Raw genomic sequence first — 21,254 nt, 5'->3', positions numbered from 1 at the left:
CGTCCGGCGTCCGGCGGGTCCCGTTCCTGGAGGCACTTGGCATGAAAATCAAACGCTTCGTTGCCCCGGACATGCGCACCGCATTCCGCATGGTGCGTGAAGAACACGGCCCGGACGCCGTGATCCTGTCCAATCGCCGTACCGCCGAAGGCATCGAGATCGTCGCTGCCAGCAACTACGACGAAGAACTCGTGCAGCGCGCCCTGGAAACCGCACGCTCCGAGACGCCGGCGGTTGCCGCCGCACCGATCCCGTCGGCACCTGCCCAGCAGGCCCCGGCCCCGCAAGCCGCCGCCGCGCCGGTCCACGCACCGCTCACGCCGGCCGCCGATGCCGGTACGAGCCAGCGCCAGCGTGTTGCCAGCGCCGCCGAAGACATGATCGCCGCAATGGCGCTGCGCCAGCCGGTCAACGTGCCGCGTCAGGCCCCGGTCGCCGCACCGGTCCGTACCGCCGCCGTCCCCTCGCCCGCCGCCCAGGCCCTGGCCCGCGCCGTTGCGGTGTCCGCCGCGCCGCGCCAGGAGCACGCGTTGTCGGCGGTGCCGGAACAACTGTTCGCCGACTTCCTGACCACCGCCCCGGTGCAGCGCGCCGCCGTGCAGGCCGCCCCGGTGCAGGCGCCGACGCCGATCATGGCCGCCGCCGCCGCCCCTGTGCAGGCCGGCTACGACCAGGACGAAGACGCGCTGGCCGACGACGCCGACTTCGACCTGGACGCGCTGCCGCAGATCCTGCCGCCGGCCGCGTTGCCGCCGCTGGTGGCCGCCCCGCCGGCGCTGGCCGCGGTGCCGGCCGCCGCCGCCCCGGCGCCGCAGAACGACGAAGAACTCAAGCAGTTGCGCGGCGAGCTGGCGCTGATGCGGCAGATGATCGAGCGCGAAATGAACCGCCTCACCGACGAGCGCCTACGCGGCTCACCGGTGCGTGCGCAGGCCCTGGAGCTGATGGACGACTATGGCTTCGACGCCGGCCTGATCCGCGATGTGGCGCTGCAGATCCCGGCCGATACCGAATTGCACCGCGGCCGCGGGCTGATGCTGGGCCTGCTGTCCAAGCGCCTGCCGGTGGCCCCGGTCGACCCGCTGGAACGCGGCGGCGTGATCGCCCTGGTCGGCCCGACCGGTGCCGGCAAGACCACCACCATCGCCAAGCTGGCGCAGCGCTTCGCCGCCCAGCACGCCCCGCGCGACGTGGCCCTGGTCACCACCGACACCCAGCGCGTCGGCGGCCGCGAGCAGCTGCACAGCTACGGCCGTCAGCTCGGCATCGCCGTGCACGAGGCCGACAGCGCCGAGAGCCTGCTGGAACTGCTCGAGCGCCTGCGCGACTACAAGCTGGTGCTGATCGACACCGCCGGCATGGGCCAGCGCGACCGCGCCCTGGCCGCGCAGCTGAACTGGCTGCGCGCCGCGCACCAGGTCACCTCGCTGCTGGTGCTGCCTGCCAACGCGCACTTTTCCGACCTCGACGAGGTCGTGCGCCGCTTCGCCCACGCCAAGCCCCAGGGCGTGGTGCTGACCAAACTTGACGAGACCGGCCGCTTCGGTAGTGCGCTGTCGGTCGTCGTCGATCACCAAATGCCCATCACCTGGGTGACTGACGGACAGCGGGTCCCCGACGACCTGCACCGCGCCAATGCCGCCAGTCTCGTTCTTCGCCTTGAAGATTTGCGGCGCGCTGCCGATAAGCCCTGTACTCCGGAGCACAACCATGCAGTCGCGTGAATACGCCAAGCTGACCAACGCCTTCCCCCTGTCGGCGACCCGTCCCGAGCCTTTGGGCCCGGTGCGCACCATTGCCGTGACCGGTGGCAAGGGCGGCGTGGGCAAAACCAACATCTCCGCCAACCTGGCCGTGGCGCTGGCCGACATGGGCAAGCGCACCCTGCTGCTGGACGCCGACCTGGGCCTGGCCAACCTGGACGTGGTGCTGGGCCTGTCGCCTAAGTACACCCTGGCCGACCTGATCGCCGGCCGCTGCACGCTGGACGAGGTGATCATCGAAGGCCCCGGCGGCGTGCTGGTGGTCCCGGCCGCCTCCGGTCGCCGCCACATGGCCGAACTGGCCCCGGCCCAGCACATCGGCCTGGTCAACGTGTTCTCCGAACTGGAGCGCGACCTGGACGTGATGGTCATCGACACCGCCGCCGGCATCACCGACAGCGTGCTGACCTTCTGCCAGGCCGCCCAGGACACCGTGGTGGTGGTCTGCGACGAGCCGGCCTCGATCACCGACGCCTACGCGCTGATCAAGGTGCTCTCGCGCGAACGCGGCGTGGACCGTCTGCAGATCATCGCCAACATGGTGCGCGACCCCAACGAAGGCCGCCTGCTGTACGACAAGCTGTCGCGGGTCTGCGAAAAATTCCTCGGCGACGTGTCGCTGAACTACCTCGGCCACGTGCCGCAGGACGACTGGTTGCGCCTGTCGGTACAGCGCCAGCAACCGGTCATCAAGGCCTACCCCGCCAGTCCGTCGGCGCAGGCCATTGCAGAAATCGCTCGCCGTACCTCGCGCTGGCAGGCCCCGACCGTGTCCCGCGGCAACGTCGAATTCTTCGTCGAACGCATCATCCAACGGGGAGTGGCCGCATGAGCACCGCTACCGCAACCACGGCCACCGCGCAGTACCGTGCCGTGCAGCGCAACAACGCCAATGACATCGTCACCCAGCACGCCGACCTGGTGCGCCGCATCGCCCACCATCTGGCCGCGCGCCTGCCGGCGAGCGTGGAAGTGGACGACCTGATCCAGGCCGGCATGATCGGCCTGATCGAAGCCTCGCGCAGCTACGATTCCGAGCAGGGCGCCTCGTTCGAGACCTACGCCTCGATCCGCATCCGCGGCTCGATGATCGACGAGATCCGCCGTGGCGACTGGGTACCGCGCTCGGTGCACCGCCGCGCACGCGATGCCGCCGCGGCCGTGCGCAAGATCGAGCAGCACACCGGCCGCGCCGCCGCCGCCACCGAGGTGGCCGCCGCGATGGAGATGCCGCTGCCGGACTACCTGCGTCTGATGGAAGATGCCGCCCGCGGCCAGGTGCTGAGCCTGGAGTCGCGGATCGAGGATCACGGCGAGCTGGACACCACCGCCAAGGGTGGCCCCAATCCGCAGCAGATGATGGAGCGCGGCGAGTTCGGCCGCGAGCTGGGCAAGGCCATCGGCCAGTTGCCCGAGCGCGAGCAGCTGGTGCTGTCGCTGTACTACGAACAGGAATTGAACCTGAAAGAAATCGGCGCCGTGCTCGGTGTCAGCGAATCGCGCGTGTGCCAGATCCATGGCCAGGCGGTGGTGCGTCTGCGCGGCCGCCTCAAGGTCTTCGAACTGGCCGATGCCGGTGTCGAAATCGACGAATGATTTTTTCGCGTATTTTTAGTGTTAGGAGCTTGATGTGAACAAGAACATGCGGATTTTGATCGTGGACGACTTCTCGACGATGCGGCGCATCGTCAAGAATCTGTTGGGCGATCTGGGCTTCACCAATACCGCAGAGGCCGAAGACGGCAACAGCGCATTGGCTGCGTTGCGGGCCGGCCCGTTCGATTTCGTGGTCACCGACTGGAACATGCCCGGCATGACCGGCATCGACCTGCTGCGCAACATCCGCGCCGACGCCAAGCTCAAGCACCTGCCGGTGATGATGGTGACCGCCGAAGCCAAGCGCGAGCAGATCATCGAAGCGGCCCAGTGCGGCGTGAACGGCTACATCATCAAGCCGTTCACCGCGCAGACGCTGGAAGAGAAGCTGGGCAAGGTGTTCGAACGTCTGGCGGCGACCGCCTGATGAACGCCACCGTGGACACCAATGCCGAACGCGCTGCGTTGATCGACCGCCTGCAGGGCGCGCTCGATGCACTGGAAAGCGGTGACGAAGCTGCGTGGAAGCGCGAGGTCGACCACCTCGCCGCCCTGCGCACGCGCCCGATGATGCAGGGCCTGAGCCGGCTTGCGCGCGAACTCGGCCAGGCGCTGGGCGAGCTGCCCACCGTGCCCGAGGAAGCCGGCGAGCTGGACGATGCGTGTTCGCGCCTAGACCACGTGGTGGAGATGACCGAGAAGGCCAGCCATCGCACGCTGGATCTGGTCGAGGAATGCCGTGAGCTGGCCAACCAGCTACGCGACGGTGGACTCAATCAGGACCAGGGCGCGCTGATGGACAAGATGCGCCACAACCTGACCGAGCTGTCGCTGGCGCAGAGTTACCAGGACCTGAGCGGGCAGATCATCCGTCGCGTGGCCGGCATCGTCCGGCGCGTGCACGAGGGTTTCGGTGCGCTCGGCCTGCCGCCGAAGAATCCAGAGCCGAAGAAAGACGACGGCGGTCTTGCCGGTCCTGCAGTCAAGGGCCTGGACCGTCACGCGGTGTCGCAGGACGACGCCGATGACCTGCTGTCCGGATTGGGGTTGTAACCATGAGTGCTGTTCCAGACGATATTGCTGCCGATTTCATCGTCGAGGCCCAGGAAATCCTGGATCGCCTCGGCGAACAGCTGGTGTCGCTGGAACAGGCACCTGACGAAGCCGACCAGCTGAACGCGGTGTTCCGCGGCTTCCACACGCTCAAGGGCGGCGCCGGCTTTCTGGCGATCAAGCCCATGGTCGAGCTCTGCCACGCCGCCGAGGAAACCCTGGGCATGGCGCGCTCCGGCCAGGCGGTGTTGCAGGCGCATCACTTCGATGCCGCGCAGCAGTCGCTGGATTACCTGCAGGCCATGCTGGATGCAATGGGCTCGGGTGAAGCCGTGCCGCATGCACCGGCTTCGCTGATTGCGCAGTTCGATGCCAAGAGCGGCCCGCCGGCGGTCAAGGCCGCGCCCAAGGCCGCCGCCGCAGCGCCCGCACCCGACGACGCACATGGCGCCGCTGCGCCCGGCGCCAAGGCCGCGCCCAAGGCGGCGGCCAAGGGAGCCGACGCCGAGCAGACCGTGCGCGTGGACACCAAGCGCCTGGATGCCATCGTCAACCTGATCGGCGAACTGGTGCTGTCGCGCAATCGCCTCAAGACCCTGCGCACCCGCCTGCGCGACGAGGAACTGGACCGCGCGGTCAGCACGCTGGACATCGCCACCGCACGCCTGCAGACCGCGGTGATGCGCACCCGCATGCAACCGGTCAGCAAGGTGTTCTCGCGCTTTCCCAAGGTGGCCCGCGATGTCGCGCGCACCCTGTCCAAGGAAGTGGAGCTGGAACTGATCGGCGCCGAGACGGAACTGGACCGCAACCTGGTCGAGGCCCTGGCCGACCCGCTGGTGCACCTGGTGCGCAATGCGATCGACCACGGCATCGAATCGCCGGCCCTGCGCGAAGCCACCGGCAAGCCGCGTAGCGGCCATGTGCGGTTGTCCGCGCAGCAGGAAGGCGACTATGTCAGCATCGAGATCCAGGACGACGGCGCCGGCATCGACCCCGAGCGCCTGCGCGAGATCGCCCGCAACAAAGGCCTGATCGACGCCGAAGCCGCCGCCCGCCTGAGCACCGACGAGTGCCTGCATCTGATCTTCATGCCGGGCTTTTCGACCAAGGCCGAGGTCACCGACATCTCCGGCCGTGGCGTGGGCATGGACGTGGTGCAATCGCGCATCCGCGAACTCAGCGGGCAGATCCAGATCCAGTCCGAACTGGGCCGCGGCAGCCGCTTCATGATCCGCGTGCCGCTGACCCTGGCGATCCTGCCGACCCTGCTGGTGCAGGCCGGCGAAGCGGTCTATGCGTTGCCGCTGGCCCGCGTGGTCGAGGTGCTGCACGCCCCGCAGACCTCGCTGGGCTGGTTCGACGGCCGCGCCGTGCTGGACCGCCGCTCGCACACCTTGCCGCTGATCGACCTGCGCCGCTGGCTGGGCGTACCTGCCGAACAGCCGCCGCTGCTGACCGTGGTGCTGCTGCAGGCCGGCGAAACGCGTTTCGGCCTGGTGGTGGACCAGGTCCGCGGCCGCGAGGAAGTGGTGATCAAGCCCCTGCCTCGTGCCCTGCGCGGCCTGCCCGGCTACGCCGGCGCCACCCTGATCGGCGATGGCCGCATGGCGCTGATCCTGGATGTGGATGGATTGCGTTCCAGCGATCATTGAAGTATCGCGGTAGTGCGGCCAACGCAGCCCAGGCCGACTGTGGAAGATTTAAACGACCAGCGTGTGCAAACAGGGCCACGATGGCCGAGCGCGCTGCCTTCAGACGTTTCGTCCGGGCCGCTCAGTCATCCATCCGGGAGTCAAGGGTACGGGTAAGCCCCATACCACCAACAGCTCCCGGATGGATGGTGTTTCCGTCACGTAAGCTCGGCATGCTTGACGCTCACGCTGATCCGCTGCCAATACGGACCGTCACTGCGCGAGCAACACCACATCCGGAAGCTTGCTCATCAACAGCTCTCAGATCGGGGTATAAAGGCAAATTTGGCGTTCGAACTCAGGCAGGTAGCCATCCACCGTTTGGCCTGCCCCATTGAACGTGCATAAGGTAAACCTTCCCCACTTGCCAGAGAAATCCGACGCAGTGAAGTGTGGTGGACAGGCTGCGAACTGTCCGGCGACACGATAGGTTTTGGCCGAGATCATCTTGATCCGCCCCATTCGCTCACCGACCCAATTGGCGGCCCGGCCCTCAAAGCCATGATCCGGTTGACAGGTCACCGACTCGGACCGCTCGTGGCATGCCGACCAGCTTTTACCGCCCCCGCCGCTTAGGGAAAACGCGCCCCAGACCGGTGGAATGGGCGGCTCCCAACTTGCGCCGATGTTAAAGGACTGCTCCACACACTGGCTCGTACCCGAGGTTTCCTGCCCTTGGATGCATGCACCACCACCTCCTCTTGGGCAGGCGATGGCATTGGTGGACTTGTTGACATAGTAGGCCTTCTGCTGGTGCCCGAGCCATTGCTGAAAATTGTCTTTTATGGTCTGTGCCTGCGCAGAACCGATTGACACAAGTGACAGCGCCACAATCGCCAACATGTTTCGAAATCGTAGGCGCCGACCAGATTGGTGATGCTCAAACATAAATATGCTCCAAAAGAGGCGGAAGGATTGTTCTGAAATATCGCAAATCGCGCTGCGCGCCCAATTCAAACGCATGAGCGGAATAATTACTGCAATAATCACTTCAAAGGCAGATGCATCAGATGTAAAAATGTTTAAAACGCGCTTCCCTGCCGATAACAAACCAATACCCCGGGACGCATCCGGCTATACGGACCCGCTCCACTGCATCGGCAACTCCGGAGTAGGACGCCGATTGTCGGTCATCGGTATTACCGGTTCGAACAGGTGATCAGGGTCCCTGCGAAACAACAGCGTTGTAGTGCGCCACTGCGGCTGCTGGAAGAGACCCTCGCGCGACGGCGGACGCAAGTGCTGACCTTAGTGCTGGCGTCAGCTCTACATCGCCGCTGGAGACCGAATAAAGCGTCTGATCGACCATCCACGGGTTGGCTCCATCTTTCCTGATGAAGCCGGCGGCGAGATTTGCGGCATCTTCGGGTGAGGAGAGTTGATAGATTTTTTGCGCTGCGATCCCGCGCACTGATTTATCCTGATCGTTGGATACAAGAGAACTCATTTGCGATACGGCTGCTTTGCGCAATTGCGCAGCGTCCAGCGAATCATCCTTTTCCAGCGTGCCGATGAGGTTCAACGATGCGACAGCAGTCCCGCTCCCAATGCCATGCGTACTGAGGCCGGCAATGGCATCGACGATAACCGGCTTGGGGGCCTGGCCCGGAAAGCCCGAATAGGTTTCGTACATGTGCTGGTATGACTCCTTGTCCTTGCTGTCCCATATCCGCTTGGCCTCGTCCAGCATGACTGCACGACCTACAGGCCCAACTGCGAGCATGTTCCGCATGATGTCGCGCCGCATCGCCTTGTCGGCCGGGATTTGACGGTAATACTCAGAGACCGCCTTGCGGGTGTTCTTATCGCTTTCGAGCGCCAATGCAAGCCGATAGGCAAATGCGTCCCGCTCTGCCAGCGTCATTGTCCGATCCGAGTAGAGCCTTGAAAAAAACCCATTGAGATGTGACACGACATTGCCCGCCGTGAAAGATTGATCGCTCGCTGAAAGTTCTGAAAAATCAGATGCATCCCATTGCCCATTGGCGTTGCCATTAGGAGAAATGCTTTTAACCATTGGACGATCCTCACCGGAGGATCTTGCAACTCCAGGCATGGTCGATCCGCTGGTTTGCGCGCCATGCGCAACATAGAGAGCAGCTGCGGCAAACAGCCCCGCAATGACAACCAAAATAAAGACCGACCTCGTTGAACCAGACATCAATTCACCCTCCTGCTCTCGATTCAAGACTGACTATGGACGCCAAATTCCACCAAGTCGCGATAATAGACCTAGTTATCAATTCACTCGCACCAGCATCTATACACATGTAAATACCCAGATTTAGATCCAACCCCCTCCGGGCATTTAAGGTAAGCGACTGCCTTTAAGCTTTTATGTCGCGCGGTGACAAAAAAACAAAATCATTCCAAAATTATTTTGATAAAACAGGAAAATAATATTCCAAGTTTCTTGCCGGAACAGGCTATTGGCAAATCGAATTGCCCGCCCTGCGGGATGCCACCAACAGGCGGTGTGCGCCTGTCCGCGCGGCAGGAATGCGACTACGTCAGTATCAAAATCTAGGACGACGGCGCCGGCATCGACCCCGAGCGCCTGCGCGAGATCGCCCGCAACAAGGGCCTGATCGACGCCGAAGCCGCCGCCCGCCTGAGCACCGACGAGTGCCTGCATCTGATCTTCATGCCGGGCTTTTCGACCAAGGCCGAGGTCACCGACATCTCCGGCCGTGGCGTGGGCATGGACGTGGTGCAATCGCGCATCCGCGAGTTGAGCGGGCAGATCCAGATCCAGTCCGAACTGGGGCGCGGCAGCCGTTTCATGATCCGCGTGCCGCTGACCCTGGCGATCCTGCCGACCCTGCTGGTGCAGGCCGGCGAAGCGGTCTATGCGCTGCCGCTGGCGCGCGTGGTCGAAGTGCTGCATGCCCCGCAGACTTCGCTGGGCTGGTTCGACGGCCGCGCCGTGCTGGACCGCCGCTCGCACACCTTGCCGCTGATCGACCTGCGCCGCTGGCTGGGCGTACCTGCCGAACAGCCGCCGCTACTGACCGTGGTGCTGCTGCAGGCTGGCGAAACGCGTTTCGGCCTGGTGGTGGACCAGGTCCGCGGCCGCGAGGAAGTGGTGATCAAGCCCCTGCCCCGCGCATTACGCGGCCTGCCCGGCTACGCCGGCGCCACCCTGATCGGCGATGGCCGCATGGCGCTGATCCTGGATGTGGATGGATTGCGCTCCAGCGATCATTGACGTTCGGGATTCGGGATTCGGGATTCGGGATTCGGGATTCGGGATTCGGGATTCGGGATTGGGGAATCGGGAGTCGGGAGTCGGGAGTCGGGAGTCGGGAATCGGGAATCGGGAATCGGGAATCGTCAAAACGATCCTGGCTGCCTGATCTAACGACAACGGCCGCGTATTGTGGCCGTTGTCGTTTCACTACCATCATCGCTGCCGATCTATGCCGCTACGCGCGCAGGCATGGGCGCGATGGTCTGCGACGGTCAGGCTGCCGTGGAAGTGAACCTGGAACCGTTATTTACAGCCAATATTTAAGCATCTTAAACCAGCCCGGGTTTTAGAAAAACGGGGGAACATGCGAGCCAGCTGGTGCAAGCATCCCAAGCGCGATATCGTCAACTCCCAAACCCGATGTTTTGTTGATAAACGCGATTGCGGCGACGCGCGTGTCGGCGTTGAAGCCCATGAAGCTACGAACGCCGCCGCCATTTCCATTGCTCCAAGCTATACTCTGGCCATCCGGATGGACCTTCCGCCAGCCGATACCCATTCTGGTATCGGTATTATCGCCGGGCCTATCTACGGTCAGCATCATTGAAGCCGCCCGCGAGAGGGGACCGCTTTCTTTGTTTGTCCAAAGTGTCATGAATTTCGACAGATCCTTCACCGTCGAAAAAAGGCCGCCTGCCGGCGCTAACGCACCAAATTCCCAGGGTTGAGCCGAGTGGAAGTCCGCATCATAACCCCAAATTTCCCGGTGCTGCATCGCCGTTGATAGAGCAAGCGTAGTCTCGTCCATACGAAGCGGTTCAAGAATGCGAGCTCGCAAGAGGTCAGCATACGTTTTGCCAAGGCGCTGTGACAACGCGTAAGCCAATAACGCGTAATCAAAATTCGAGTATTCAAAACTCGACCCCGGTAAGCGCGTGAGATGGACACGACCTAAATCAGCACAAAGATCGCTCTCGGTGTAGCCGGCATAGGGGTTGCCTTGACTGAGGCCGGTGCGACTGGATGGCCGAAGTGGTAGCCCACTCGTATGAGTGGCTAAATCGAGAAGCGTGATTTCATTCCCGTCGAAGGTGGCGGGAGGAACTGCAATGTACATTGATAGTGGATCGACGAGATTCACTTCACCCCGTTGAACGCAGTCAGCAAGTAATAGTGCCGTGAATATCTTGGTTAGCGAGGCGATCTGAAATACTGACCGATCATTCGGCTGTTGGAGTTTACCTAGGCCAATCGTTCCGTAGTGGAAGGTCTTCAATTCGCCTGCGCGTACCACCCCCAATACGGCCCCGGTGCCCTGCTTTTCCTCGGCTACGCGACGGCGAAGGGCCGAGGACACGCTATCAGCTTCAATTCCGGGTTTGGCAAAGCTACGCATCGGCAGGGCCATGGATAATGCCGCAGCCAAAACAGTGCGGCGTTTAATCGAGGCGACCATTTTTACTCCTCACTCCAACATCAGCGTTTGAGCCATGCAGAGGGTATCACCCTATTCGGACGGATGCTTCCTGTCCGAATACGCGACGTTGTATGGTGTCGCCACCTCGCAAGACAGAAATCTCTCGCCGGTTTGGTGATACGGCCAAGCGGCGGGAATCGCTTTAGCTGCTTCGAAACCAGCCTTTCCGCATTCCACCAATCCCGGCCATTCAACAATGGCATCTATTTGTCGAATAACGGGTCCAAACCTCAGGGTCAGGTTGACTTCCTTAAGTGAATCTGAGCCCGTTCTTTTGCAAGGGGTATGGCAGCCGCCGCATCATCGCCGCACGCTACGCGCCTTGGCCGGCACCTCCACCGGCGGTAGCACCTCCATCAACAGCTGCCCTTCGCTGGCGGTGATGCGTAGCTTGGTGCCGATGGCAAAGCCCAGTTGTTCCAGCCATAGGCCGCTGAGGCGGACGTGGGGCACGTGCTGGTCGCCGGCGTGGTCGTGGGCACCGGGGTAATGGGTGTAGCTGACGGTGCATTGGCGCGGGCGGCGGGCGCGGCGGGGTGCGCGTAGCGTGCCGGGGCCTTGCGGGGAGGCGTCCGGGTCGGGCGGCAGCATCGGTGGCAGCTTGGTGCGGTCGGGTTCCACCACGACCCACTGCACCCGCTTGGGTGGCGCGGAGCGCGCACGCGTGCGGGTGGGCCGTGCGTTGGCAGATGCCTTGGGTGGGCGGCGGCGTGTCATGGCGCCTCCGGGTGATGGCGGGTAGTGCTGGGTGCAGCGACGCACTGCTGCAACGCCACGTCGATGCGTGCAGAAAGGCTATGCAAGGCCTGCGACAACACGCCGGGCTGGTTGAGCAACTGCTGCGCACGATCGTCGTCGGCCTGCTCAACGGCCGCGCATGCGGCCCGCCGGCGCAGCACTTCGCCTACCTCGCTCAGCAAGCTGTGGGCGGAAGCTGGCAACAGATCAACCGGCACAGATACCGGCATGGATGGTGCGGTAGACATGGCAACGCCCTCCTGGAACAACCCAAGAACCGCCGCCAACGGCGACGGGATGTCGGGAGGTTCGAAACCGCTAGTAGCCGGCGGGCGTATTCCCCTTGCGGGTGTTGTATTAGCCGCCCTCCCGACACAGGCATTGCGTCGGCTTGTACCTGCGGAATGCAGGCACAAAAAACCCACCGGTTTGACGGAGGTGGGTACCGCTACTAGAGGAGTTTCGACGCTCCTTGGGCCTAGATTGCAAGCACACGGTCTGGCGTGTCAATACACGCTGTCGGGTCTCGCGCGGCTGCGTGCGCCGCTGGCGCAGTTCCATAAGGGCCACGCAAGCCGAGCGCCGTCGCCTGATAAGTGCACCTGACCCCATCACGGTCCGAGGCCCTACAGGCCACGGCTGCAAGCTGCATGCCTATGTATTCAAATGACGGTTCCAGATTCATTTCTTTCGTGATCAAACCCCTACCCCACGCCCTGCGCGGCCTATCCGGCTACGCCGGCGCTACCCTGATCGGCGACGGCCGCATGGTGTTGATCCTGGATGTAGACGGATTGCGCTCCAGTGATCATTGATTTTTCGGGAATCTGGAATCGGGAAAACGATCCCGGTTGCCTGATCTAACGGCCACGGCCGCGTACTGCGGCCGTGGCCGTGTCACTACCAGCATTGCTGCCGATCTATGCCGCTACGCGTACAAGCATGGGCGCAATGGTTTGGCGACGGCCAGGCTGCTGTGGAAGTGAACCTGGAAAACCTGGAACCGTTATTTCGAAACGGCCGCCCTATAAAGCCGCAGGCGTGGCGGGGCGATAATTGCGCGCGAGACTTGTGAAAGTGACGCCCCCCACCTAGGCTTAACAGCTCAATGAGTGGGGGGATCACATGTCTGAACAAAATGAGAGCGAGAGTTCACTAAAGGAAATCGCAGCGGTGTTGCATGAGCTTCAACGTTCAGTTGGAGCTATACGTGGCGAGGGGAATTCTGCTATCCACGCTCATGGGTGGCTGGCACCAGCGGTGACACTCTGGGATCTAGAGAAAGCGGCAGAGCTTTTAGCCGAACAAATAGAATCAGAGCTGCCTTTTACTGAGGACGAGGACGCGCGCCAACTGCTTGAAGACTGGCCAACGTCGCTGCGGGCTCTGATGTCGCAAACCGTACCCCAGTTAGCAACGACGAACGCCGCTACAGCAGCATCTGTTTATATTTCTAGTATCAGTGCTTTGCGAATTGCGTTGTATTCTGTGCTGGGTTGGTCGGATGTTCGCGACAAGGGAAAAATGCCCGCTGCGCTCAGAAGACGAATCAAGAATACAGAATTAATTCTCAACTCGATCATCCCCGACGCTGACAAGCTGAAAGAGCAGGTCCAACGAATTAGCCAAGCCGCAGATGCGGCTGATGACCTCCCTGTGACTCTAGTAGAGTTGGAAAGGGCAAGAGCTCAAGCTGCTATAGATGCTGATAATGCACAGAGTCGATCATTACAGGCGTCAGCCGCACTAGAGTCGACCCAATCCGTACTAGCCAAGATAGAAGCTGCAGCAACTGAGGCAACGGCTTTGGTTGAAAAGGTTCGCGAAGCTCATCGCATCACTACTTCTGTAGGGCTGGCAGCCGCTTTTGACGAGCGCGCCAAGCGCCTAGGCCGCACATTATTCTACTGGGTCATAGTACTTATAGGCTCATTACTCACGGGTGCCGCGCTGAGTGCTGTGCGCTGGAGCGCTTTGACTAAGCTGGCCGAAGGCACGCCAAACTGGCCTGCAGTAGGTCTGCAGATATTTCTTTCGGTAGTTAGCCTAGGGGGGCCAATCTGGCTAGCATGGATGGCTACCAAGCAGATTGGTGAGCGTTTCAAGTTGTCTGAAGATTACGCTTTCAAAGCCTCAGTTGCGAAAGCATATGAGGGTTATAGACGAGAGGCCGAGGCAATCGCAGACGAAGGAATGGCAACACGTCTATTTGAATCCGCATTGACTCGACTGGAAGAGGCCCCGCTAAGATTTGTAGAGCAGGAATCGCATGGAAGCCCTTGGAACGATTTTTCCAGCTCCCCTGCGTTTCAGGAGGCGATGAATAAAATTCCGGGATTTTTAGAAAGTTATAAAGCACTACTTCCTAGTGGCATGCGTCTTCCCTTTAAGAGAAATAATCAAGCAGAGCCCGCTTCAGCCGCCGCCGCCTCCCCGGCCACCGATTCCAGCGATGGGACCGGCACCAGCTAATTGATCGCAACACTGCCTTTATTGCGTAAAAATTAGGCAATCCCTTGTGATGGGTCTGCTCTTGTTTAATTCTCATAGAGCCCTCATGTTAAGATTGACCTCCTTAAGTGAATCTGATCTCGTTCTTTAGTTCTTCAATAGAATCGAACCCGTAGGGGGATGAGGGATCATTCAAGATGTCCGGATACTTCAAGGTATCGATGAGTGCGGCAAAGGCCATCGCAATCGCAAGCGAAGGACCGGATCTGCTGGCCGGCTATATGACGCTAGCGTCATACGCCTACGGTCCGAAGCGCGAGCACACTGCAGCGGGCGCGAAAGCGATTCGCCTGACAACTAGCTGCTCCGACTTCCGGTCAAAGAAGGTTCTGAAACGCCTTCTGTCTTTCAGGGCGGACCACGGGTTGCCTCAGGGCCTGATAAGCGCGACTGGTCGTAAGAAGGCCAACGCTGATGAATACAGGATAGAGCAATGGGGGGATGAATTTGCCTATCTGCCATCCCTGCTCACAGATCGGCATCCTGATTTCGGGTCGCACCTTGCTCGACTCCTACTATTAGATAAGCCAGAGTCGGCCATCAGAGATGCCTTGATCGTGCTCCTGCACGTGTATGCGTCCACTGACTACGCTGAGTGGTTTGGTTGCCCGCCTGACACCATGCCCTACAGAGAATGGGAACAGTCTGGGACTTCCAGCCAGGACTTTGAGCTTGGGTATCAGGGGGACGTTGGAGCACTGCAGCTCTGGCTGGTCTCAGAAAGAGATGAGGAAGCTTGGCGAGTTCCGCGCCAAGTAGTTGCTAGCCTCTTCGGGTCTGACTCCGAGGAAAACATTGCCCGCTTCTGGAGGGCTTGGGACTGCCTGATCGAAGCGGGGTCGCTCGTCACCGTGGTCTCGGTCCAATCCGGGGGGCGGGCCTACCCGCTGTGGGTGTACTCCAAGGGCTATCGGCAATCCCTAGTAAAGCACCATGGAATTGTTGCTGATCTGGGGAGGGAGGCGCAGCTCGCAGCCTGCGTAAGCGGGCTGGATCCAGACAACCTAGTGATCCGGTACGCAGTCGACGACCTGGGGGGATCCGGATCGGGGCTCTTCTACTGTTTCGGCAAGTCGCCGAAAGTCCGAACCATCGTAGCTCCCCGCCTGCACGCGCCAACTCCTCTCAACCTTGATGGGCTCAGGGAGGCCGCAGCGGTGACCCGGAACATCTCTCGAGAGATCAGTGCAGCCCGCCGCGAAGACCGTGAAACCTACGCTGAGTACACCGCTACTTCCATGGTACTTCCATGACCTTCCATGTGATTTCCAAGACTACAGGCGCGAAGCAAGATGCGACAGCCTCAGTAGCCAAGCCTGCCAATGGCATTTGCCAAACCTTGGCAGACTATTACTTTACTGAGCTGGAGCGGTGGCAAGCCAGACGTAAAAAGGCCCGTATATCAAGCGCACGCCCTGGAAACGTGATCGACCTCTGCGCGATGCGGCGTGGCCGAAAGGGTGTGAGCTTAGTCCAGGGGCTACCAGAAGCGGTGGTCATATCCGGCGCTACTTCACTGGGAGTGTTCGGACATCCCGCGTGCACTGCGTGAGCCTCTGCTCGTACTCGTAAGAGCTTTCCTCCAGTTGGGAAAAGCCGGTGCAAGTACGCGCTTCGAAGAACGCAAGGCCATATGCCAGACCCGCCAGCCGTCGCCAAACCATCGCGCCCATACCGTCCGCCACGCGGCAGGCATGGGCGCCACACACTGGGACCTAGAACTTGTAGGTCAGCCCCAGGTACGCCAGCCGGCCTGCGTATCCGCCCGTATAGAAGCGGGCGCGGGTGTCCTCGCCCAGGTGCGAGCGGGACTCCTGCTTGGTCAGGTTCAGCACCGAGGCGGTGAGGCTGAGCGCGGGGGTGATGTTGTAGGCCGCGTTCACGTCGATCTGGTAGTACGGCTCCTCAAAGACGTTCAACCCGTTGACCAGGCCTTGCACCAGCTCACCGCGACGGTTGTACGAGGCGCGTAGCAGCAGGCTGTCGGTCTCGTAGAACACGGTGAGGTTGGTCTGGTTCCTGGCGCTGCCCGGCATGGCGGTCTCGCCGGCCTCGGTGCCATCCTCCAGCCGCACCGCCGCCTTGCTGGCATCGTTGTAGGTGTAGTTGAACTGCACCCCAAGGCCAAACGGCAGCGTGTGCTGCGCGTACAGCTCCACACCCTGCGAGACCGCGTCCTGGCCGCCGGCCTGGGTGCTGTAGTTCTGCACGGTGACCGGTTGCCCGTCGACCATCATGTTGACGTCGCTGATCACGTCGACCGCGAAGTTCTCCACGTTCTTGCGGAACAGCCCCACACCCGCCACCGAACCCGGGAGGAAATACCATTCCAGCCCCAGGTCGAACTGGTTGGCCTTGTACGGCTCCAGGTTCTTGTTGCTGCCCGAGCCGTACCAGCCCTGCTCGCTAGCGCCGCCGGTCAGGCGCCGGTCGGCCACGTACTCGGGGCTGTAAAACTCCAGGCTGCCGGGTGCGGCGATGTCGTTGTAGCTGGGGCGTGCAATCACTTTCGACGCTGCCGCGCGCAGCAGCAGGTTCTCGGTCAGGTCGTAGGCCAGGTTGAAACTCGGCAGCACGTCGGTGTAGTTGCGGTCCAGCCCGCTGACCACGAACGACTCGGTGCGTTGCACGCTGTCGGCCAAGCGCCAGTAGCCTTCGGTGCCGCAATAGGTGTCGGCCGGGGCGCCGCCGGGCATGGCGGCGCCCTGCTGGCAGGCCAGCGGATTGCCGTCGGCGCCGTCGAAGAAGTAGTCGTTGTAGGCGGTCACCTTGTCGGTGGAATCGGCACGCTGGCCGGTACGCGCCACCCGCACGCCGACGTTGCCACGCAGCCGCTCGGTGTGGAAGTTGAGCTGCAGGTAGCTGGAATAGATCTCTTCGTCCACGTTGTAGACGAAGTTGTCTTCGTTGCGGGTCTGCATCGCGCCGTAGGTTTGGTTCAAGTAGCCGATGTAGCCCGGGAAGTTGATCGCCGGGAACGCGCTGGCGTTGACGCCGCCGGCCAGGTTGTCCTGCGCGAACAGCAGGCCCGGGGAGAACTGCGTGGCGATGGCATTGCAGCGCCCGTTCCAGTAGCGGTTGTCGTAGTCGCCCGGGTCGGTGCCCGGGCACACCCAGTAGTTGTTGCCGGTACTGCGGTGGATGCCGCCGTCGCGCCGTTTGATGCCGAACTGCAGCGAGTCGAAGACCTCGCCGTCGAAATGCCAGGTGGTATCGATCTGCGCGTACTGCTGCTGGTTGGTGTTGCGGGTCCAGGACGAGCCGGTCGAGCCCAGGTCGACCTGCAGGATGCCGTCGCGCAGGTTCTGCATCAGCTCCGGCGAGAACGTCATGGACGGCGTGCCGGTCAGGTCCCAGGCGCTGGCGAAGTTGGCGTTGGTCCAGCTGCCGTCGGCGTTCTGCAGGCGCGGCTTGATCGGCAGGGAAAACTGCAGCTCCGGCCCGCCCTTGGCCCAGGTGCGGCCGGCCTTGAACGCCACGTCCACCTGCTCGCCACGCCATTCGCCGCCCAGGTCCACAGTCTGCGACAGCGATTTTTCGATGTTGTAGCTGCCGGTGATCTGCGGCGTGGGCACCGTGCAGTCGTCCGAGCCCCAGCCGCCCGGCGGCAGGCCGGCCGCAGCGGCCTGCGCCTCGTTGCAGTAGTAGGTCTTGCCTGGGCGCAGGCTGTAGGCGGCGCCAGTGACGATGGTGCCGCTGGGATCGAACTGCAGCCGGTCGAGCAGACGGCCGCCGCGCCAGTTGCCGTCGCCGTTGTAACGGGCGATGTTCCACTCGGGAATCTTGATGGTATTGGTCTGCGAGTCCTGCGACAGGTCGAAGCGGAAGTAGTTCGCGGTCAGCGTCAGGTCGTCGGTCGGCTTGAACTGCAAGGTCAGTTGCGCGCCCTTGCGCTCGCGTTCCTCGCGTTTGGCGCCCAGGCTGACCGCCGTCGGCATCATGAAACCGGTGGCGTAATTGCCGTCCTGGTTCCAGAAACCGGTCCCGCCCCACCAGTTGGCGTTGAAGTCCGACGGATTACCGTTCACGTCGACCGCCGGGCCGCCTTCGTCGCGCCCGTACCATTGCCAGCTCTCGGTACTGGCATCGAGTGTACGTGCGGTGCGCTTTTGCTGCGTGTAGCCGACGAAGACACCGAAGCGGTTGTCCTTGTCGTGCCACGAATACGAACCGGAGAACTGGCCGTCGGTCTTCTTGCTGGTATCGGACCAGGTGCCCTCGGCGGACACGAAGCCCGAATGTGGCTCCAGTTCCAGCGGGCGCCGCGTCTGCAGGATCACCGTGCCGCCGATGCCGCCTTCGTCGATGCGCGCTTCCGGGGTCTTGTACAGCTCCGCGCTGCCCAGCAGGTTCGACGGCAGCAGCGTGTAGTTGAACGAGCGCGTCGGGTCGCCGTTGGACTCAGCGGTGGCGATGTAGTTGCCATTCAATTCGGTCAGCACCAGCTCCGAGGACAGGCCGCGCACGCTGACGTTCTTGCCTTCGCCGCCGTCGCGGCTGATGACCACGCCGGGCACGCGCTGCAGCGCATCGGCCACGTTCTTGTCGGGGAACTTGCCCACGTCCTCGGCGGTGATCACATCGACCACGGCGTTGGCGTTGCGCTTCTGCTCCAGGCTTTTTTCGATCGCGTAGCGGTAGCCGGTCACCGTCACTGCGTCCAGGTCCGTGGCCTGCACCTCGGCCTGGCCCGTGGGCGCCGGCGTGCCGTCGGCCTGCTGGGCGGCGGCGGTGGAGGCGGCACTCGCGAACAAGGCGATGGCGATACCGGCGGACAGCGTGCTGCGGTGGCGTGCGAATGGCATGCAGTTCATTTCGATCATGCTCTCCCAAAGGTGATTGGCTTCGGCGGATTTCTGTCGATCCAGCGATCGGCCAAGAACGCTGCGCGAAGTGACACAAAAATATCCGGCGCCGTTGCGCCCCCCTCCTCTTGCGTCCGCTTCCACGCAGATGCGATTAGATCGTTCTAATGCCGTGGAAAGCTAAGTAGCACAGCCCAAGCGGCAGCGCATTCTGCCGCGCAACAGACCAGCGGCGTTGCGAGGCATCCACGATGAACGGCCGGCCCGCCACGCTTGCACGCGGCACGGCACAGCCGACCGCGTCGCGGCTGCAGCAGCGTGATCGCTTCAAACGACACACCCTCGCCCGCAACCGGACGCAAGCGGTTTGCCGAAGCGCCAGCACACACCTTGCTTAAAACCGAGCTCAGCAAGAGACTGGATCGAGTAGAGGGCATCGCCCACCACACGCCGCTTGGCGGCCATCGCCAACGCGGTCGCCACACCGAACATGCGCGCGCCTGTTGCCTGCGTGCACGCGCAAGGGGGGCGGGCCTGCTGCGGCATTGATGACACGCCCTGGTCGGGAGCGCATGCGCCGATGACCTGTCACCCCTGCATCGACGCCAGCGTGGAAGCGGCCCATGCCGCAAAACGACAACTTTCTGGCGCTCTCGACCATCTGCTCTATCAAGTCCGCCGCGCTCGCGCCGATATCGCCTCCATGGACAGACTCAGCATCATCGGACTGGTGCTCGCGATCGTGGCGATCGTGGGCGGCAGCGTGTTGAAAGGCGCCGGCATTTCGTCGCTGTGGTCGCCGGCTGCCTTCGTGATCGTGATCGTCGGCACCGTGGCGGCGATCCTGCTGCATACCTCGCCGGCGGTTTTCCGGCGCGCCTTCAAGATCCTGCGCTGGGTGATCCAGCCGCCGGCCAGCGACCGCCCGCAGTTGCTGGCGCGCATCGTCGAGTGGAGCAACATCGCCCGCCGCCAGGGCCTGCTGGGCCTGGAAGACCAGCTGCCGCGCCAGGACGACGCGTTCCTGCGCAAGGGCCTGCAGATGCTGGTCGATGGCGTGGAGCCCGAATCCATGCGGCATATGCTCGAGATCGAAATGGACAACCAGGAGCGGCAGGACCTTGCCGCGGCCAAGGTGTTCGAAGGCATGGGCATCTACGCGCCCACGCTGGGCATCATCGGTGCGGTGCTCGGGCTGATGGCGGTGATGAAGAACCTGGCCGACCCGGCCATGCTCGGCCATGGCATCGCCGCGGCCTTCACCGCCACCATCTACGGCATCGCCTCGGCCAACCTGCTGTTCCTGCCGGTCGCCGCCAAGCTCAAGAGCGTCATCCATTGCAGCACCAACGAGCGCGAAATGGCGATCGAAGGCTTGATCGCGATCGCCCAGGGCGAGAACCCGCGTAACATCGAGTCGAAACTGGCAGGCTACTTGCATTAGTCCCGTCATGGCCCGCCGTCGCAAACACCACGAAGACCATGGCAACCACGAAGCGTGGGCGATTCCGTATGCCGATCTGATGACGCTGCTGCTGGCGTTCTTCGTGGTGATGTACGCAATCTCCTCGCTCAACGAGGGCAAGTACAAGGTCATGGCGCAGGCGCTGACCACCGCCTTCGGTGGCGCGTCCACCGCCGCCAGCCCGGTGCAGGTCGGCAGGACCCAGACCCTGGGCGCCGATTACGACCGCCCGTCGGTGATCAAGGCCGGCGCGCCGATGGCCGCGTCCAGAGGACCGACCGACCCCACCCTGCTGCCGTCGATGGCCGCGCAGATGCGCATGCCGGTGTCGCTGCGCAACCAGGCGCAGCTGGCGCGTGCGCAGCGGCAGATGGACGCGGTGGCCCAGCAGTTGGGCAAGACGCTGGCGCCGCTGATCGACCAGAAACTCATCACCATCCGCCGCAACGATCTGTGGATCGAGGTGGAGATCAACAGCGACATCCTGTTCGGTACCGGCTCGGCGGCATTGGCAGGCAGCGCCCGCGGCACCCTGTCGGCGCTGGCCGCGGTGCTGCGCGATGCGCCCAACGGCGTGCGCGTGGAGGGCTATACCGACAATCAGCCGATCGCCACCGCACAGTTCCCCTCCAACTGGGAGCTGTCGGCCGCGCGCGCCGCCAGCGTGGTGCACCTGTTTGCCGACGACGGCATCGCCCCGCAGCGATTGGCGATGGTGGGCTATGGAGAATTCCGCGCACGTGCCGATAACAGCACTGAGGCGGGACGGAATGCGAACCGGCGTGTGGTGTTGATCATCCTCGCTGACTCGGCTGGCTCACTCGCACCCGATCCGCCATCGCAGCTGCATGCGACCGCCGCCGGGGCGCCCAAGCTTCCCAAGTCTGACGGCGGCCAAACGGCCGTCACCACCGAAAGCGGCACAAGTTCCGTTCCCGCCGTAATTCAAGGAGTGCAGTGAG

The 21,254-nt window shown here is 62.7% G+C and carries 17 protein-coding genes and 1 pseudogene; 12 read left to right on the top strand and 6 right to left on the bottom strand.

Features of this window, described 5'->3' with window-relative positions; all coding sequences use genetic code 11:
- Positions 1-41: 41 nt before the first annotated feature.
- Genes flhF through H7A87_RS09820 form a run of 6 tightly spaced genes read left to right on the top strand, consistent with a single transcriptional unit; the run spans position 42 to position 6,067 of the window.
- Positions 42-1,724, top strand: coding sequence for a flagellar biosynthesis protein FlhF (gene flhF / locus H7A87_RS09845; RefSeq protein ID WP_119128798.1), 1,683 nt, complete (start codon positions 42-44; stop codon positions 1,722-1,724).
- Positions 1,711-2,595 carry a MinD/ParA family protein gene (locus tag H7A87_RS09840; RefSeq protein WP_047125416.1) on the top strand — a complete coding sequence of 295 codons (885 nt, stop codon included), beginning with the start codon at positions 1,711-1,713 and terminating at the stop codon, positions 2,593-2,595. The genes flhF and H7A87_RS09840 overlap by 14 nt, the downstream gene beginning before the upstream one ends.
- A complete protein-coding gene (locus H7A87_RS09835) occupies positions 2,592-3,359 on the top strand; it encodes an RNA polymerase sigma factor FliA (protein WP_047125417.1) in 768 nt (255 codons plus the stop codon). The genes H7A87_RS09840 and H7A87_RS09835 overlap by 4 nt, the downstream gene beginning before the upstream one ends.
- A gap of 34 nt (positions 3,360-3,393) precedes the next feature.
- Entirely contained in the window at positions 3,394-3,786 is a 393-nt protein-coding gene (gene cheY / locus H7A87_RS09830) for a chemotaxis response regulator CheY (protein WP_002813536.1), read from the top strand.
- Entirely contained in the window at positions 3,786-4,412 is a 627-nt protein-coding gene (locus H7A87_RS09825; RefSeq protein ID WP_104585132.1) for a protein phosphatase CheZ, read from the top strand. Before cheY ends, H7A87_RS09825 begins: the two co-directional genes overlap by 1 nt.
- 2 nt (positions 4,413-4,414) lie before the next feature.
- Positions 4,415-6,067: a chemotaxis protein CheA gene (locus H7A87_RS09820; RefSeq protein ID WP_104585130.1), complete on the top strand. Its 1,653-nt coding sequence runs from the start codon at positions 4,415-4,417 to the stop codon at positions 6,065-6,067.
- A gap of 300 nt (positions 6,068-6,367) precedes the next feature.
- On the opposite strand, the gene H7A87_RS09815 is transcribed toward H7A87_RS09820, so the two are convergent.
- Positions 6,368-7,096, bottom strand: coding sequence for a hypothetical protein (locus H7A87_RS09815; RefSeq protein ID WP_146099246.1), 729 nt, complete (start codon positions 7,094-7,096; stop codon positions 6,368-6,370).
- Positions 7,097-7,265: 169 nt separating this feature from the next.
- Positions 7,266-8,267, bottom strand: a complete 1,002-nt coding sequence (locus tag H7A87_RS09810; RefSeq protein WP_146099245.1) for a hypothetical protein — start codon at positions 8,265-8,267, stop codon at positions 7,266-7,268.
- 306 nt (positions 8,268-8,573) lie between these two features.
- Between H7A87_RS09810 and H7A87_RS09805 the strand changes: the two are divergent.
- Positions 8,574-9,314 (top strand): annotated as a pseudogene (locus H7A87_RS09805) (chemotaxis protein CheW); the annotation flags it as partial.
- A gap of 328 nt (positions 9,315-9,642) precedes the next feature.
- Here the strand turns inward: H7A87_RS09805 and H7A87_RS09800 are convergent.
- The 3 genes from H7A87_RS09800 to H7A87_RS09790 all read right to left on the bottom strand — a co-directional run bounded on the left by H7A87_RS09800 (position 9,643) and on the right by H7A87_RS09790 (position 11,714).
- The gene (locus tag H7A87_RS09800) at positions 9,643-10,752 is read right to left on the bottom strand and encodes a serine hydrolase domain-containing protein (RefSeq protein ID WP_119128799.1); all 1,110 of its coding nucleotides are present in this window, start codon (positions 10,750-10,752) and stop codon (positions 9,643-9,645) included.
- 321 nt (positions 10,753-11,073) lie between these two features.
- On the bottom strand, positions 11,074-11,490 hold the full coding sequence (locus H7A87_RS09795) for a SymE family type I addiction module toxin (RefSeq protein WP_065046965.1): 417 nt from the start codon (positions 11,488-11,490) through the stop codon (positions 11,074-11,076).
- Entirely contained in the window at positions 11,487-11,714 is a 228-nt protein-coding gene (locus H7A87_RS09790) for a hypothetical protein (protein WP_232087958.1), read from the bottom strand. The genes H7A87_RS09795 and H7A87_RS09790 overlap by 4 nt, the downstream gene beginning before the upstream one ends.
- Before the next feature lie 447 nt (positions 11,715-12,161).
- Between H7A87_RS09790 and H7A87_RS20990 the strand changes: the two genes are divergently transcribed.
- The 3 genes from H7A87_RS20990 to H7A87_RS09780 all read left to right on the top strand — a co-directional run bounded on the left by H7A87_RS20990 (position 12,162) and on the right by H7A87_RS09780 (position 15,275).
- Positions 12,162-12,326 (top strand): chemotaxis protein CheW, encoded by a 165-nt coding sequence (locus H7A87_RS20990; RefSeq protein ID WP_342344368.1) that lies wholly within the window; start codon positions 12,162-12,164, stop codon positions 12,324-12,326.
- 310 nt (positions 12,327-12,636) lie between these two features.
- A complete protein-coding gene (locus H7A87_RS09785; protein ID WP_147421089.1) occupies positions 12,637-13,983 on the top strand; it encodes a hypothetical protein in 1,347 nt (448 codons plus the stop codon).
- A gap of 176 nt (positions 13,984-14,159) precedes the next feature.
- Positions 14,160-15,275, top strand: coding sequence for a hypothetical protein (locus H7A87_RS09780; protein ID WP_119128802.1), 1,116 nt, complete (start codon positions 14,160-14,162; stop codon positions 15,273-15,275).
- A gap of 462 nt (positions 15,276-15,737) precedes the next feature.
- On the opposite strand, the gene H7A87_RS09775 is transcribed toward H7A87_RS09780, so the two are convergent.
- On the bottom strand, positions 15,738-18,890 hold the full coding sequence (locus H7A87_RS09775) for a TonB-dependent receptor (RefSeq protein ID WP_180497009.1): 3,153 nt from the start codon (positions 18,888-18,890) through the stop codon (positions 15,738-15,740).
- A 640-nt stretch (positions 18,891-19,530) separates the two neighbouring features.
- Between H7A87_RS09775 and H7A87_RS09770 the strand changes: the two genes are divergently transcribed.
- Positions 19,531-20,271 carry a flagellar motor protein gene (locus H7A87_RS09770; RefSeq protein ID WP_026064871.1) on the top strand — a complete coding sequence of 247 codons (741 nt, stop codon included), beginning with the start codon at positions 19,531-19,533 and terminating at the stop codon, positions 20,269-20,271.
- 7 nt (positions 20,272-20,278) lie between these two features.
- Complete coding sequence (motD, locus tag H7A87_RS09765; RefSeq protein WP_104585116.1) at positions 20,279-21,253, top strand: flagellar motor protein MotD; 975 nt, start codon at positions 20,279-20,281, stop codon at positions 21,251-21,253.
- Position 21,254 lies beyond the last annotated feature (1 nt).

It is taken from the genome of Xanthomonas sp. CPBF 426, from assembly GCF_903989465.1.
In the GTDB taxonomy this organism is placed as follows: Bacteria; Pseudomonadota; Gammaproteobacteria; order Xanthomonadales; family Xanthomonadaceae; genus Xanthomonas; species Xanthomonas euroxanthea.
Note: the sequence above shows the minus strand (reverse complement) of the source record. Positions and strands in the feature narration are given on the sequence as shown.

Bases quoted from the DNA above. Each gene is read 5' to 3' on its own strand.
- H7A87_RS09795 (WP_065046965.1), bottom strand. From the start codon at position 11,490: ATGACACGCCGCCGCCCACCCAAGGCATCTGCCAACGCACGGCCCACC.
- H7A87_RS09785 (WP_147421089.1), top strand. From the start codon at position 12,637: ATGTCTGAACAAAATGAGAGCGAGAGTTCACTAAAGGAAATCGCAGCG.
- H7A87_RS09800 (WP_119128799.1), bottom strand. From the start codon at position 10,752: ATGGTCGCCTCGATTAAACGCCGCACTGTTTTGGCTGCGGCATTATCC.
- H7A87_RS09840 (WP_047125416.1), top strand. From the start codon at position 1,711: ATGCAGTCGCGTGAATACGCCAAGCTGACCAACGCCTTCCCCCTGTCG.
- H7A87_RS09820 (WP_104585130.1), top strand. From the start codon at position 4,415: ATGAGTGCTGTTCCAGACGATATTGCTGCCGATTTCATCGTCGAGGCC.
- flhF (WP_119128798.1), top strand. From the start codon at position 42: ATGAAAATCAAACGCTTCGTTGCCCCGGACATGCGCACCGCATTCCGC.
- H7A87_RS09810 (WP_146099245.1), bottom strand. From the start codon at position 8,267: ATGTCTGGTTCAACGAGGTCGGTCTTTATTTTGGTTGTCATTGCGGGG.
- H7A87_RS20990 (WP_342344368.1), top strand. From the start codon at position 12,162: ATGCCTATGTATTCAAATGACGGTTCCAGATTCATTTCTTTCGTGATC.
- H7A87_RS09835 (WP_047125417.1), top strand. From the start codon at position 2,592: ATGAGCACCGCTACCGCAACCACGGCCACCGCGCAGTACCGTGCCGTG.
- H7A87_RS09825 (WP_104585132.1), top strand. From the start codon at position 3,786: ATGAACGCCACCGTGGACACCAATGCCGAACGCGCTGCGTTGATCGAC.
- H7A87_RS09780 (WP_119128802.1), top strand. From the start codon at position 14,160: ATGTCCGGATACTTCAAGGTATCGATGAGTGCGGCAAAGGCCATCGCA.
- motD (WP_104585116.1), top strand. From the start codon at position 20,279: ATGGCCCGCCGTCGCAAACACCACGAAGACCATGGCAACCACGAAGCG.
- H7A87_RS09770 (WP_026064871.1), top strand. From the start codon at position 19,531: ATGGACAGACTCAGCATCATCGGACTGGTGCTCGCGATCGTGGCGATC.